The sequence below is a fragment of the Aquimarina amphilecti genome (genome assembly GCF_900109375.1).
Lineage (GTDB): Bacteria > Bacteroidota > Bacteroidia > Flavobacteriales > Flavobacteriaceae > Aquimarina > Aquimarina amphilecti.
Map to the genome: position 1 here is coordinate 178,119 of NZ_FOAB01000001.1, position 15,298 is coordinate 193,416.

The 15,298-nt window shown below is 31.4% G+C and carries 15 protein-coding genes; 7 read left to right on the forward strand and 8 right to left on the reverse strand.

All coding sequences use genetic code 11. The features are described 5' to 3' along the window. Window positions 1-290 precede the first annotated feature (290 nt). Together BMY33_RS00795 and BMY33_RS00800 are read left to right on the forward strand one after the other, a co-directional pair. Window positions 291-623 (forward strand): YtxH domain-containing protein, encoded by a 333-nt coding sequence (locus tag BMY33_RS00795; RefSeq protein WP_091404167.1) that lies wholly within the window; start codon window positions 291-293, stop codon window positions 621-623. Between the two features lie 69 nt (window positions 624-692). Beyond that, window positions 693-1,169, forward strand: coding sequence for a hypothetical protein (locus BMY33_RS00800; protein WP_091404170.1), 477 nt, complete (start codon window positions 693-695; stop codon window positions 1,167-1,169). A gap of 71 nt (window positions 1,170-1,240) precedes the next feature. Here the strand turns inward: BMY33_RS00800 and BMY33_RS00805 are convergent, their stop codons facing one another. From BMY33_RS00805 to BMY33_RS00820, 4 genes are read right to left on the reverse strand one after another with little or no spacing between them, the layout of a single operon-like run. Continuing rightward, window positions 1,241-2,422, reverse strand: a complete 1,182-nt coding sequence (locus BMY33_RS00805; protein WP_091404174.1) for a THUMP-like domain-containing protein — start codon at window positions 2,420-2,422, stop codon at window positions 1,241-1,243. A gap of 3 nt (window positions 2,423-2,425) precedes the next feature. Then, window positions 2,426-3,514: an AI-2E family transporter gene (locus BMY33_RS00810; RefSeq protein ID WP_091404177.1), complete on the reverse strand. Its 1,089-nt coding sequence runs from the start codon at window positions 3,512-3,514 to the stop codon at window positions 2,426-2,428. Window positions 3,515-3,563: 49 nt separating this feature from the next. Further along, the gene (locus BMY33_RS00815; protein ID WP_091406037.1) at window positions 3,564-4,085 is read right to left on the reverse strand and encodes a TrmH family RNA methyltransferase; all 522 of its coding nucleotides are present in this window, start codon (window positions 4,083-4,085) and stop codon (window positions 3,564-3,566) included. Window positions 4,086-4,089: 4 nt separating this feature from the next. Next, window positions 4,090-4,737: a DUF4159 domain-containing protein gene (locus BMY33_RS00820; RefSeq protein WP_091404180.1), complete on the reverse strand. Its 648-nt coding sequence runs from the start codon at window positions 4,735-4,737 to the stop codon at window positions 4,090-4,092. A 43-nt stretch (window positions 4,738-4,780) separates the two neighbouring features. On the opposite strand from BMY33_RS00820, the gene BMY33_RS00825 reads away from it, so the two are divergent. The 5 genes from BMY33_RS00825 to BMY33_RS00845 all read left to right on the forward strand — a co-directional run bounded on the left by BMY33_RS00825 (window position 4,781) and on the right by BMY33_RS00845 (window position 10,023). Then, window positions 4,781-5,500 carry a DUF1223 domain-containing protein gene (locus tag BMY33_RS00825; protein WP_091404185.1) on the forward strand — a complete coding sequence of 240 codons (720 nt, stop codon included), beginning with the start codon at window positions 4,781-4,783 and terminating at the stop codon, window positions 5,498-5,500. A 99-nt stretch (window positions 5,501-5,599) separates the two neighbouring features. Then, a complete protein-coding gene (locus tag BMY33_RS00830) occupies window positions 5,600-6,832 on the forward strand; it encodes a DUF1028 domain-containing protein (protein WP_091404189.1) in 1,233 nt (410 codons plus the stop codon). A 102-nt stretch (window positions 6,833-6,934) separates the two neighbouring features. Further along, window positions 6,935-8,788, forward strand: a complete 1,854-nt coding sequence (locus BMY33_RS00835) for a DUF885 domain-containing protein (protein ID WP_091404193.1) — start codon at window positions 6,935-6,937, stop codon at window positions 8,786-8,788. 36 nt (window positions 8,789-8,824) lie between these two features. Beyond that, window positions 8,825-9,202 carry a nuclear transport factor 2 family protein gene (locus tag BMY33_RS00840; protein ID WP_091404196.1) on the forward strand — a complete coding sequence of 126 codons (378 nt, stop codon included), beginning with the start codon at window positions 8,825-8,827 and terminating at the stop codon, window positions 9,200-9,202. An 83-nt stretch (window positions 9,203-9,285) separates the two neighbouring features. Then, a complete protein-coding gene (locus BMY33_RS00845; protein WP_091404198.1) occupies window positions 9,286-10,023 on the forward strand; it encodes a hypothetical protein in 738 nt (245 codons plus the stop codon). Window positions 10,024-10,106: 83 nt separating this feature from the next. On the opposite strand, the gene BMY33_RS00850 is transcribed toward BMY33_RS00845, so the two are convergent. The 4 genes from BMY33_RS00850 to tsaD all read right to left on the reverse strand — a co-directional run bounded on the left by BMY33_RS00850 (window position 10,107) and on the right by tsaD (window position 15,246). Then, window positions 10,107-12,164, reverse strand: coding sequence for a lamin tail domain-containing protein (locus BMY33_RS00850; protein ID WP_091404202.1), 2,058 nt, complete (start codon window positions 12,162-12,164; stop codon window positions 10,107-10,109). A 161-nt stretch (window positions 12,165-12,325) separates the two neighbouring features. Continuing rightward, window positions 12,326-13,468 (reverse strand): esterase-like activity of phytase family protein, encoded by a 1,143-nt coding sequence (locus tag BMY33_RS00855; protein ID WP_091404204.1) that lies wholly within the window; start codon window positions 13,466-13,468, stop codon window positions 12,326-12,328. Window positions 13,469-13,497: 29 nt separating this feature from the next. Beyond that, the gene (locus BMY33_RS00860) at window positions 13,498-14,214 is read right to left on the reverse strand and encodes a 16S rRNA (uracil(1498)-N(3))-methyltransferase (RefSeq protein ID WP_091404206.1); all 717 of its coding nucleotides are present in this window, start codon (window positions 14,212-14,214) and stop codon (window positions 13,498-13,500) included. Window positions 14,215-14,223: 9 nt separating this feature from the next. After that, a complete protein-coding gene (gene tsaD, locus BMY33_RS00865) occupies window positions 14,224-15,246 on the reverse strand; it encodes a tRNA (adenosine(37)-N6)-threonylcarbamoyltransferase complex transferase subunit TsaD (RefSeq protein WP_091404209.1) in 1,023 nt (340 codons plus the stop codon). Window positions 15,247-15,298 lie beyond the last annotated feature (52 nt).

A 15,298-nucleotide genomic window follows, 5' to 3' on the forward strand; every position in this document is an offset into this window, starting at 1 on the left:
TAAAAGTGTTGATTAATTAATCAGCGTATAAGAATAGAAAGTAATAAGCTTTTATTCTTTAGAATTTGAAATCTTGAAAAGTTATTGAGTATTTTACATATAGTAAGATATTCCAGTACTAACAAAATGTGTTAGTTACTTTCCTAGTAAGTCCTATTACTACAGATTAACTTTTTTCAGACAATATTTTTAAAATACTTTAATAGTAGCTATTCAATATAGTGATATATGATTCAGTATGAATTTTTCAAATTCGTTTAAAACTAATTTTTAACGTTTAAAACTTATTTATGTCAAGTAGTAACAACAACACCATTATCGGATTAGCAACAGGAGCAGCACTAGGAGCAGTGACAGCACTTTTATTTGCACCCGATACTGGTAAAAACACCAGGAAGAAAATAAAAGCAAAAGTGAAAGACACGAAAGATGACTTAGCAGAACGTGCTAATAAAATTTCTGAAGAAATAACATCAAAATTTAATTCACAAAAAACGGAGTTTTCAAAGGAAATCGACGGTCTAGTAGAAGATATGAGTCTGAAAGCAGATGATGTAATTCTAACACTAGAAAAGAAATTGGAAATGATGAGAAAAAGAAATGAAAAAATTAATGCTAACTAACGACTTGTTTAATGTCATTTAGATCTAAATAAAAAATAGTTAGTAATTAATAATTTCAAAAACAGAAACATGAAAATTTTAAATAGAGTACCATTTTTAACGTTATTATTCACCTTTGCAATCACGACTGCACAAGAGTTCAATATGGAGGTTACCAAAGAAACTACTGTAAAGACATACGAGTACGAAAAAGATGATATCACAATTCCTTATGAAGTAACTATATGGAACAAGGAATTAGATCCGATTAAATTAGAGAAAGAAGATCGTTATAAGTTAAATCAAGACCGTGTAGATGCTCAGGAAAGAATTACAAAGGTGATTACTATAGTCGATCAATATGATAATTCATTTGATAACAGAATTCAACTTTCATATTTAAAAGAGGCAGATAAAGATTTTAAGATAATGCCATTAGATGATGGATTCGTAATTATGGTAAGAGGAGAAGAATTAAAGTATTCTTTAGAAAATAAAAGCTACAAGATTAAAAAAACATCAGATGAAAATTTCTTTATGATAGAAAAATTATCTGATTCTAAATAGGATTAGCCTATATGTTTGTAATATAGATTGAAAAACCTAAGTCAGCATTTAAGTTAGTTTTAAATGCTGACTTAGGTTTTTCTACATTTTAAAACTATTTTTTCATCATTACAATTTGTTGTAAAAAACAGATATATATCTCCACCATCTTTAATTTTAAATTTCTTCCGAATTTCTGAAACCGTTTCAGGAAAGTTACGCGTTGTGATATTTGCTTTTGTAATTCTTTCTTTCTTTAGAATTTTTCTTTGATAAGGGAACACAGAAAGTATTTCAAAACATCTTCCAGGAAAGTCAATAAGGTTGTCAGAAGTATATAAATGTGAATGCTGATGGAGTTTTTCTAATTCATAGGCTTTAGAGACACTATAAAACCCACCTGATTTCATAATAGAAGCGTTGGGTTCGTAGAGATACTTTTTTGGAAATGAAAATTTAGGAGAAACGTTGTTTTCTTCATGTAGTAAAAAAGAAAATACTTGGTTTAGTTCTTTATGAATCTGTACAGTCTTAATAAGCGTTTCTAATTTCGTGTCTTTTTCTAAGATCCAGAGTAATTCTTTTACTTCATTGTGTACCGCAATTATATGAATTTCCTTTACAAATTTTAAAGATTTTAATCCAGAACGAATATCAAGTAGAGGAGAGGTTTTAATTAGGATACGGTTACTTTTAGAAAACAACCTCTCCAAATTGGATGGAACATCAGGTAAACAATCTTCTAGAAAAAATACTTTTCCTTTACTATCATGTCTTCTGGATGGATCTATATAAATCCAATCTACGGATGGTAGTTTTTCTAAAATTTCTAAACCATTATTAGCGTGAGTTTGGATGTTGTCAGCTTTTAAAACTTGAAAGTTGTGTGCTGCCATTTCACTTAAGTTGGCGTTTAGTTCACAATGAATAACTTTTTCTACTTTTTTAGAAAAATAATAGTCATCGATTCCAAAACCACCTGTTAGGTCTATTAGGATATTGCCGGTAACTAAATTACTTTTATAAAGTGCTGTAGTTTCGGATGAAGTTTGTTCTAAATTAAGGGTTGGAGGATAATAGATATCTTTTGTTTCATACCATAGTGGTAACTTGCCTTTTGTTTTTAAACGGCCATTAATCTGTTGAGCTAATTCTTGAACACTTATCGTATCAAAGGGACTACCGGATAATATGAATTTGGCTAGATCTATGGATGTATCGGATTTTTTAATTATAAAATCTTGTACTTCCTTATGTAATATGTGTTTATTCACAGCTTACAATTCTTTAGTCAACTGCTTAACAATTTTATACTCAGATAAAAATTCTTTTGCAATTACTTTGATTGCTGTATAAAAAGGAACTGCTACGATCAAACCACCAATACCAAATAATGCACCAAAAATAAGTATGGCAAGAAAAATTTCTAAAGGGTGTGATTTTACACTATTTCCAAAAATCAGAGGTTGGTTTAAGAAATTATCAATTAACTGAATTGCTATGTAGCCTATTAAAATATATGTTAATTTTGGAAGGATAATAGATTGAAAATCAAGCCCTAAATTGCTTGTTGTTGCTAGAATTAACACCAAAGCACCTCCGAAAAGAGGGCCTACATATGGTATTAAATTAAAAATAGCCGCTATGAGCGCAACAGCAATAGCATTATGAACGCCAAAAATTAGTAATAGAATAGTGTATAAAATAAAGAGAATTAATATCTGAAGTAATAAACCAACAAAATAACGAGATAACAAATCTTTGATCTTATTAAAAGCTCTCATAAACCTAGTTTCATCTTCACTTTTAGCGAACACCATTAGACTTTTTTCCAATAACTTACTATCCTTAAGAAGGAAGAATGAAATGAATAATACAGAAAACAACCCTATTAATAAGGCTCCAAAACCACTTAAAAAAGTGTTGATTGCCTCTGGAATTGCTTTTAAATCAAAAAATTCCATTAAGTCCGTTTGCTTAATTAATTCTACAAAATTTAGTTTTTTTACATTAAAATAATCACTAATCTCTTGGTTTAATTGATCTAAATCATCGCCAACTTCATTTATGTCAATCTCTCCAATCAATTGACCTTGTTCAGTAACGATGGGTACGAATAGAAGAAATAAACTAAGAAAAAGCCCAATGGTAATAAACAGAGTAAATATAACAGCAAGTGAGTTATTGAATTTTAGTCGTTTTTTTAAGAATAATACAAGAGGTCTTCCCATCAAGGAAATCACTGCTGCAAATGTGATGTAAAGAAGAATAGATTGTATTTTATATAGAAACCAAAGTAGAATAACTACTCCAACAACAATTCCTAATGCTCTTAGGATACCGTATGCGATTGTTTTTGAATTCATAATTATTTTTTTTAAACAAACTATAGTTTATAAATAGAGCATTTTAATTTTATTGATCCTCGATTATCATTTGTTTTGTGATTTCATATAGAGCAATGCCTGTTGCAGTAGCCACATTCATACTACTATTTGTACCATACATATTGATATGTATATTTTTCATCACTTTTGATAATACATTTTCAGAAATCCCTAATTTCTCTTCACCAATAACAAGAGCTATTTTATCACTAGGAGAAAATAACTTTTCAGAAACCGGAACGCTATTTTCTGTAATTTCCAAACCTATAATTTTATACCCATCTATTTTTAATTTGTCTATCAAAGGTAAAATATTCTCCTGATGTTGATATGGAATTGTTTTGTGAGTAGATCTTGCAGTTCTTTCCATTCTTTTACTAATAACTGTAATGTCTTGACCACAAAAATAAATCTGTTCGACACCAAAGCTATCAGCAATTCTAAAAATACTACCAATGTTAGCAGGAGAATTTACTTGATCACAGATCAAAGTAATAGGAAATTGTTTTTTTATAAAAACAGTTGTTTCGTGAGTTAGTTGCGTAGGCATTAAATTAATTTTCAAAAGCGTATTTGATAATATTTGCACCCATTTTTAGCGCTTTTTGACGAACTTCTTCTGAATCATTATGGATTTCAGGATTTTCCCAGCCATCACCGAGATCACTTTCAAATGTAAAAAGCAAGACTAATCGACCTTCGTTTATAATTCCTAATGCTTGCGGCCTTTCTCCGTCATGCTCGTGTATTTTTGGTAGTCCTTGTGGAAATTTATACTCGGCAGAAAAAATAGGATGTGATAAAGGTAATTCTACTAGTTGTTGATCTGGGAAAACTTTAATTAGTTCTTTTCTAATATAAGGTTCCATGCCATAATTATCATCAATATGAAGAAAACCGCCACTCAATAGATAATTTCGGAGATTTTCTGCATCTTGTTCAGTGAAGAAAACGTTTCCGTGACCAGTCATGTGTATATAAGGATATTGAAAGATATCTACACTTTCTGGTTTTACCGTTTTTGGTTTAGAACTCATAGCAGTTTTGATATTCTGGTTACAAAAACTAATTAGGTTAGGTAATGCAGTAGGATTACTGTACCAATCACCACCTCCATTATATTGTAATACTGCTATATCTTGCGCTAAAGTCATTCCTGAGAATACTAATAGAAAAAGAAAAGTTGTAAGCTTCGTGATCATTGTCGTCTAAATAATAGAATCTAAAAGTACTAAAATAAACAAGATGATGAGAAACCTTTTGATACTATTAACGCTCACCTTCTCTACATTTGTACAAGCGCAGAGTGATGACAACTCAATTGTGATTATGGAATTGTTTACATCCCAAGGATGTAGCAGTTGTCCGCCAGCAGATGAATTGTTAGATGTTATTAAAGAGGAGCATAAAAATAACAATGTTTTTGTTCTTTCTTATCATGTAGATTATTGGAATCGGTTAGGGTGGAAAGACCCTTTTAGTACAGTAGAATTTAGCGATTATCAAAGAGATTATGCAAAACAGTTTAATAGTAGGTCTATATACACACCTCAATTAGTAGTTAATGGGAGCGAACATTTTACAGGATCTAATAGTACAAAAGCATCAGTAGCGATACGTAACTATTCTAAATCAAAAACTACAAACACTATTAAACTTACTAATATAGAACGAGATAATGATGTAATAAAAATAGAATATGGAGTAGAAGGCAACGAATTTGATCAGATCACATTCGCATTGGTAGTATCAGAACGAATCACAAAGATTGGTAGAGGCGAGAATAGAAATAAGACCTTAAAAAACACAAACATCGTGGCAAGTCGCTTGGTAACGAGTGATCTATCTAAAAGCATAACTTTATTAGTTCCTGATTGGATAGGGGATAGAGATGAATTAGCTATTATTGCCTATACGCAAAATAATAAATTGATCACTACTGGAGCTACTAAGATAAATATTTGAATGATTTATAAATTTTATAATAAAAGCTGTAACAGTTAATGTTACAGCTTTTTTAATGTAACAAAATTATGTTTTAAGCGTCTGTTTTAAAACAGTCAAATGAAAACTCGAACCAGCGTATCTATAATTTTACTATTATTAATTTCCGTATCTGGATATAGCCAAAATTTACCAAGTTTATTAACCGACAAGAATATTAATGCTACATTTTCAATTCTAGCTTATGATAAAAACACTCAAGAATTTGGAATCGGAGTTGCTACAAATAATATTTATGTAGGAAATTCTACGGTCTATATTGATCCTGCAGTAGGAGCATTTTCAGTTATTGCAGAAACCGAACCTTTATATGCAATAGAAGGGTTCAAGAAACTAAAAGCAGGCAAATCAATAAAGCAAGCTATTTTAGAAATCAAAGAGAAAGATAATGAGGCTAATTATCGACAGGTTTCTGGAATTGATTTAAAAGGAAATATATATGCTTTTACAGGAGAATCCTTAAAGTACTGGAATGGTAGAGCATCAGAGATTCTTGGTGAAGATTACGTGGTTATGGGTAATCAACTTGACGATGAAGTGCTTTTACAAATGTCAAATACATTTAAAAATTCTAAAGGAACCTTAGGAGAACGACTTTTACAAAGTTTGGTTGCAGGACAAAATGCAGGTGGACAGATTTCTGGAAAACAATCTGCCGCAGTTGTTATTAAAGGTGTAAATAATGAATGGTATAATCAAATTGATTTGCGAGTTGATAATTCTAAAAACCCAATTAAAGAGTTACAGACTTTAATGAATTATCACTATGGAAGAATTAGACTTAATCAATCTCTATACGCACATAGAAAAGGGAATATAAAAAGAGCGGAACAAAAATTATTAGAAGCAGAATCGATGTTAGATGGTTGGGACGGAATTTATTCTAGAATAGCAAAAGCTAATTATTTGATTAGGAGCGAGGAAGATGCAATTGGTTGGATTAAAAAAGGATTAGAAGAAAATCCAAAATGGAGAGTAAATGTTCCCGCTTTTTATTTTTTACATAATAATCCTAAAATGGAATCAATTATTAAACCAGATTTATTTAACATAAATGATTGGGAAAATGCTATGCAGATGTTGAGTAGTTTAGGAAGAGAATTAGAAGTTATAGAATTGGCTCATAGACTAATAAATAAAAATATAGAATCCTCCTATCTAAATTTTTTATTAGGAAGAAGTTATTTTTATGAAAAAGAAACGGATAAGGCTATAAAATATTTAGAGAAAGCTTTATTCTTAGATAAAGCGAATTTCGAAGCAAAGGTCTTGTTGAGTAAAATAAAATTATGATTAGTGCCTTTAAATGTTAAGACTAATTTCTTATCATAACATTTACTACCTTAGCATTAACGATACAATAACAATCAATCAAATTCACATAAATCATTCATCATGGCAAAAAAACGCACTTGGAAATTTTGGACCTCAAGAACAATTCTCATCATTTTGATATTTGGGTTACTTTGGTTAGTTAACCTAGTTTGGTTTAAACCATTTAATATCAATCATTTTTATGATAAAGTATTTGTAGAATTAGCTTTAGAAAGTCCTGAACTAACCACTTCAATGGGAATTCCAGTAATTTACGATTGGTCAAAAGATGAATTAGATGATATCTCTGATATAAAACAATGGGAATCATTTAATAAGATGAAGGAAGATTATGAAACATTACAGAGTTATGATTTTGAGAATCAATCTGAAGCAAATAAGTTGAATACCAAAATATTAGGTTTTTATTTGGAAGGTTTAATGGAAGGAGAACAGTTTTTCTATCATGACTATCCAGTAAATCAAATGGGAGGAATACAAAGCTCTTTGCCAAGTCTAATGGAAAACTCTCATAAACTTAGAGATAAGAGCGATGCAGAAGCTTACATTACTCGTTTGACTAAATTCGAAACTAAGTTTGATCAGTTAATTGAAAATCTTAAAATAAGAGAGAACGAAGGAGTTATACCTCCTAAATTCGTTATGGATCGTGTTATCGATGAAATGAATGGTTTTGTAGGAGCAAATTCAGGAGAAGAATCTGCTGTTAGAACAAATATTCTTTATACTAATTTTCAAACTAAAATAGATGAGTTAGAAGATTTATCTGATGAAGAAAAAGATGATTTAAAGAAACAAGTTGAAGATAAAATACAAACGAGTGTTTTTGGAGCATATAAAAAATTAATAGAATATTTTAAACAATTAAAAAGCAAAGCAACTACAGATGATGGAGTTTGGAAACTACCAAATGGAGAAGCTTTTTATAGATATCAATTAAAACAACGCACTACTACAGATTTAGATCCAGAAGAAGTACATAAAATTGGATTGTCAGAGGTGGCTAGAATAAAAGGTGAAATGCAAGAGATCCTTTCTGCAGAAGGATATGTAGATTCTACAAAAACATTAGGAGCGATTATTCAAGAATTAAATAAGGAAGAGCGTTTTCTTTTTCCAAATAATGACGATGGAAGGAAAATGGTTATTGATGAGTATGATCGCATATTATCGGAGATAAGTGCAGGTTTAGATAACGCTTTTGATGTTAGACCGAAAGCTGGTTTAGAAGTAAAGAGAGTTCCAGAATTTAAGGAAGAAGGATCAGCGGGAGCTTATTATACAAGACCTGCTATGGATGGCTCACGTGGAGGTGTTTTTTATGCAAACCTTAGAAATGTACATGAATCTGTTAAGTTCGGAATGAAAACTTTAGCTTATCATGAAGGGGTGCCTGGACATCATTTTCAGATCGCTATTCAATCAGAGTTAGAAGGAGTTCCAATTTTTAGAACTATAGGTCTTTTTACATCTTATATCGAAGGTTGGGCATTATATTCAGAACAACTAGCTTGGGAATTAGGTTTTTATGAGAATGATCCTTTCGGAAATTTAGGTAGGTTACAAGCAGAAATGTTTAGAGCAGTTCGTCTTGTCGTAGATACAGGGATTCATCATAAAAAGTGGACTAGAGAACAAGCAATTGATTATATGGTGCAGAATACTGGTATGACTACTACAGAGGTTACTACAGAGATAGAACGTTACATTGTTTGGCCTGGTCAGGCCTGTGCTTATAAAATAGGAATGCTTAAGATATTAGAATTAAGAGAAAAAGCAAAACAACAATTGGGTGACAAGTTTGATTTAAGAGATTTTCATAATGCAGTGCTAAAAAATGGAGCGGTTCCTTTAGATATTTTAGAAGAAATAATAGATAGTTATATAGAAGATACTAAGGGAAAGACATCTTAATTGATTTTATAAAAAAATAATCATAGTAAAAGAGGTATGGATCTAGAAGAAAATAAAAAGAATGCTATTGCTTTTTATAAAATGGCATATGAAGGTAATCCTAAAGAAGCCGTAGAAAAATATCTAGGAGATCAATATATTCAACATAATCCAGATGTGGCGGATGGAACGGAAGGTTTTATAGCTTATTTTGAACGAATGCAGAAAGAATATCCTGATAAATCCATTGAATTTGCAAGGTGTATTGCGGAAGGAGATTTAGTAGCTCTTCATACGCATCAAACTTGGCCAGGAAATGATCAATATATCACCATGGACTTTTTTCGTTTTGACAAAAATGGAAAAATATGTGAACATTGGGATTCAATACAACAAATTCCAGAAAAATCTGCGAACCCTAATACGATGTATTAAGAATTTTAAAGACGTTTCTTTATTTTTTAGAATAGCTTAGAGCCAAGAATAAAAATATAATTTTCAAAAACAATAGAATTAATTTGGTAACATATCTCAAGTATTCTGATTTAGATAACCATCTTTTAAAACAATATAGATGTGCTATCAATGAGGCGTTTCCAGAAATTATTTTAAGATCTCAGGTAACCAAAAAATATTGGAGCAGTTTAGAAAGTTATTTTCCTCAGACTCAGATTTTCTTGGTTAATGGTAATAGTGATCTCCTAGGTTTTATGAACACAATACCAATATTTTGGGATCAGAAATTAAGTGATTTACCTAATAATGGATGGGATTGGCTTTTAAAAAAAGGTGTTGAAGATTTTGAAGATAAGATGAAACCAAACGTTTTAGGAGGCTTACAGATTATTGTAACAAAGAAATATCAAGGCAACGGATATAGTAAGTTGTTGATATCAAAAGGGAAACAAGTCGTAGAGAGTTTAGGGTTAGAAAAACTTATAATTCCAATAAGACCAATTTTAAAACACAATCATCCAAAGATCAGGATGAAAGATTATATAGATTTAAAGAAGAATAATGAGATTTATGATCCTTGGATAAGAACTCATTTAGAAAGTGGAGCGAAGATTATTAAGGTCTGTGAAAACTCTATGAATGTTAGAGGAGATATAAACTTTTGGGAAGAGTTATTAGATAAAAAAATAATTCAATCTGGCAATTATGAAATAGATGGAGCTTTGAATTTGGTGTCTATAGATGTGGTAGATGACTCTGGAGAATACAGAGAAGAGAATATCTGGATATGTTATACATAGCAGCATAAGAATAGAAGACGTTGTAAAAAAAGAGCATTATCCACGATAATGCTCTTTTTTTAATAATATGAATAAATTAGTAACTATTCAATTACTAGTTTTTTAGTTACGGATCCATTATTTTGATCTAATTTCACTAGATATATACCTGCGTTTAAATGAGATAGATTTAAAAGGTTGTTATTTAAAGTTTGAGAAATAACTTGTTTTCCTAACATATCAAATACACTAACAGAAACAGATGCATTTGTTGTAGTGGTAATATTTACAAATCCTGAGTTGTTGGGATTCGGAAATATATTAAAGTTTTCCGACTCATCATCAAATGTGTCAATAGATAACGTACTAGCGTTATCATTTACATCACCAGGTGTACCTAGATCTCCGCTACCGAATGTTGTAACTGCTTCTGCCCAATTCGCTCCATCATCATTAGCAACACTATTTAGTTCATTGATAGATAGTTCCATACTTGCTCCAGTAGGGTCAGGAAATGTTGCTCCATTATCCCAGATCACTTGGTCAATAACAGTGGAGCCACATTCTATAATGATACCATCAGTACTGTTTCCTAAAAATACATCACGTGCTTCATATGCATAATCTAATACAATACTTCCATTAGGGTCTCCAATAACAATATATCCATTTGCTGGTATAATTAATGAATTTGCTATCACATGAAGATCATTAACACCATCATCATCTTTAATAGTCCAACTAGCTATATCAATAGGGCTTGTAGTGGTATTATATAATTCAAAATATTCTCCATTAGGATCATCTCCATCAGAAGCTGGATTTTGCATAATTTCTGTTATTATAATGTCACCTACATTTGCACATACAGGTGTTTGATACACTATCCCTGATAATGGAATGGTTTGATCTGTTGTACCAGAAGAAGCTAATGTAATATCTCCTGTATATGAATTAGGAGTTAATCCTGTCGCTAATCTTATAAATACTTCTGTACTATTCACTGTTCCCATAGTTGGTGTTACGCTAACAGAAGCACCAAAACCAGTTCCAGTTGTAAGAGATACTTCAAAATTTGTAGGAGCAGTGATTGTAATGTCTCCAGTAAGAAATAAACCTTCTACATTAAAACTATCTTCGGTAGACGGGCCAGCACCTTCAAAATACGAAAAGCCCCCAATAAATCCATTGATTGTAAATTGAGGATCGGCAGGAGAAACAGTTCCGCTTAATGCTATAGTTTGATCGGTCGCTCCGGTAGAAGATGCTGTAGCATCCCCGACATATGAATTAGATGTTAATCCTGCAGCTAACCTAACATAAATTGTTGTTGTCGCAATTGTTCCCATTGCTGGTGTTATAGCAACAGAAGACGCAAAACCAGTTCCAGTAGTAAGAGAGACTTCAAAATTTGTTGGTGCTGTAATTGTAAGGTCAGTAGTAAGATTTAATCCAGATACCGTCAAAGTACCTTCATTAGATGGACCGTTAGCTTCAAAATAATCTAATCCAGAAACCGCTCCACTTACATTTATTGTAGGTGTTGTAGATACAGTAGTAGAGTATGTGCCAATACCTCCCATAAGAGTTTCAAAAGTATCTGTTCCTCCTTGACAAGTACCCAAAGTGTTTAACGTTCCGGATCCAGGAATAGTCCAATTAACCTCTGTAAAACCAGCATCGGGTCCAGTTCCATCAACTCTTTTAGCATAAGAGTCAGTATATTCCCAAGTTGTCCCAGTTCCATCTGTACCATCTACACCATATTGATCAATTGTCGCACCAGAACTATTTAATATAATTCTAACTCTATCATCACCATTAAGGTTCATAGTTCCTGATGTTATAACATTTGCAGAAGCTAAAGAAGGAAATTCAGATGCAATACTAGTAGCACTGCCCGTGGTTGTAACATAAACAAAACCATCGGTAACAGTACCTAATCCAGAAAGATCTAGGGTATTTCCAAACGTTGTATTTTCATTTGTTTCATTCTCTAACGAGTATAAAGAGAAATCAACCATACCATCAGCATAAATTTCGAGTAATTTTGGGTTTCCCCCAGAGCAATCTCCATCCACTATTGTAGTAATAATTGGTGTTTGCCCAAATGAAGTCAGTGAAATGACTAGAGTAAAACATAAAAAATAAAGTTTTTTCATAATAGTAAGTAATTATAATTGAGTGAAAATAGTTTAGCAATATACAAAGAAATGAGTGCTGTAAAACTATAGCTTGTAACAAACTGCGTATTCTTAATTTTAACTTAACACTGATGTAGAATGTTATAAGTTATTCCCAATAACTTCTTAAGCTAATATTACTAATGAATTATTTTAAAAAGAATTACTTGATTTAACTGAGGTAAAAAAGCATTAAAGTTATTATCAGAAATAACAATCAGAGATTTACTTCCATCAGAAAATACCGGACCTAAAGTTATACCTTCTATATTGTCTACAGTATTATTGGTTAATTCGCTCCGAATACTATCAAATTCAAACAAAAGTGTTTTAGAAGCCTTGGTAATTGATTCTTCATATAGATTATCTATGTTTAGTGTATTACTTGCATTCGTAGCATTAACTTTATAAATTTTTACAGTATTCCCGCCATCCAAATATCCAGAAGAAAAGGATCTTTCTAAAAAAAGAAATTTGTTTTCATCATATTCTAATATTTCAACTAGACCGTTAACGGTAAACGTTGTTCCCAAAGCAGGCTCTCGATCTACTGAATCTAATTCATATAAAAACTGTCGTTCTGGTATTCCAGTTATTTTATTAATTCTAGTAATGCGAACCGGAGATTCTGTTTCTATTGTAGTAGGTTCTGGTCCATCTTGAATTAATGGAAGTTCCATGCCAATCCAATAAGAATTGGTATCAAAACTAATGCACAAAGATTCTAATGTACCATTATGTAGTGGACCAGATAGATCATTTGTAGTATTAGTTTTTAAGTTTTCTGGTAATTCAAAACTTCTTAATTGATTGCCATTGAGATGTATCTCTAACAAAGCGGGATCTACATTATTATTAATAGAACCTTCACTCGTATATATTATATTGCCTGTATTTGTGTCAAATCTAATAGCTTCTGGATCTATTTGATTTTCTGGAATAGAATTTCCTATCTCATCTTTAATTTCTATCATAGTGTTAATTGAAACATTAGAGAAACCTTCTAGATTGTATGATATGTCGGCTGTATAATACTTTATGGGATTGGATCCATCGCTTATAATATACCAGGTGTTGTTTTTATAATCAATTCCAGAGAAGCCTCCTATCGGTATACCGTCAATGTTTTGATCAGGAATTATTATTTCATCTATATATTCTAGACTATTAATGTTGTTGTTAGAGGGTTGTGGTATTTCAGAACTGCTGTCGGAATTATCGTTAGAAGAACAACTTGCAAAAAAAATAATAGCATATATAGATATCTTAATTTTTGCATTCATAATCTTAATTATTAGAGATTATAAAGATATTAATTATTACGGAATGAATTTAAGAAAGCAACACTATGTGTTGCAACAATAGCAGCAGTTTCAGTACGTAATCTTGTTTCTCCTAAAGTAACAGGTTTATACCCTTCTTTTAATGCATTTTCAATCTCTTTAATAGAAAAATCTCCTTCAGGACCTATTAATAGAGTGATATTGTTTTGTAATTTAAGAATATCTTTTAAAGATTGTTTCTTAGTTTCTTCACAATGCGCAATAAGTAACTGGTCAGGATTTTCCTTTTTCAAAAATTCATTAAAAGAAATAGCTTTATTTAATATCGGTAAATAGGATTGTAGGGATTGTTTCATTGCACTTTGTAATATGCGTTCAAATCGTTCCGGTTTAATTATTTTTCGCTCACTATGATCACAAATTATAGGTGTAATTTCATCAATACCTATCTCTGTAGCTTTTTCCAAAAACCATTCATAACGATCATTCATCTTAGTAGGAGCTACGGCTAGATGTAATTTATAATCTTTAGATGACTGAATACTCTTTTCTTCTAATTGTATGATACATTTATTAGGACTAGAAAAAGTAATCACTCCTTTACATAATAAGCCTAATCCATTGGTGATTTGTACCAAATCACCTTCTTTTTTGCGTAAAACTTTAGTTATATGTTTACTTTCTTCTCGGGAAAATTCAAATTCCTGAGTAGTTTCTGTAATATCTTTATTGTAGAATAATTGCATACATAAAAATTAAAACTTAATTCTGGCTTTAGCAACAATACTCATATCAGTAAAATCCCTTTTTAAATATTTTAGATAACCAACAATACCAATCATTGCAGCATTGTCTGTTGTGTATTCGAATTTAGGTACAAAAGTTTTCCAACCATATTTATGTTCTCCTTCTTTTAGCGATTTTCTTATACCAGAGTTTGCAGAAACTCCTCCGCCAATAGCAATAGTTTTTATTCCCGTTTCCTTAGAGGCTTTTTTTAATTTATCAATAAGAATATTAATAATGGTGTACTGAATTGAAGCGCAAACATCCTCCAGGTTTTCTTTTATAAAGTCAGGGTTTTCTTTGACTTGTTTTTGAACGAAGTATAATACGGCAGTTTTGAGACCGCTAAAACTAAAGTTTAAACCATCAACTCTAGGCTTGGTAAAAGGAAATGCTTTAGGGTTACCAGATTGCGCGTGCTTATCGATTAAAGGACCTCCGGGATAAGGAAGTCCTAAAATTTTTGCACTTTTATCAAAAGCTTCTCCTACAGCATCATCAATTGTTTCACCAATAATTTCCATATCAAAATGATCAGTAACTTTTACAATCTGAGTATGTCCACCACTAATAGTTAATGCAAGAAAAGGAAACTCTGGTTTATCAAAATCTTCTTCATCAATAAAGTGAGCTAAGATATGAGCTTGCATATGATTTACATCAATAAGTGGAATCTCTAAAGAAAGCGCTAACGACTTAGCAAAAGAGGTTCCAACTAATAATGATCCCATTAAACCAGGACCTCTAGTAAAAGCAATAGCACTTAGATCAGATTTATTAATATTTGCCTGTTTAATAGCTTGATCTACAACGGGAACGATGTTTTGTTGATGTGCTCTAGAAGCCAACTCTGGGACAACACCACCATATTGTTCGTGTATTTTTTGCGATGCTACAACATTTGATAATACATGACCGTTGCATAATATAGAGGCAGAGGTGTCATCGCAAGAAGACTCAATACCTAAGATGTATACATTTTGTGAACTCATTATGAGGAAAAGGGCATAGAAATTGTTAATATTGTCAGCAAAGTTAAAACAA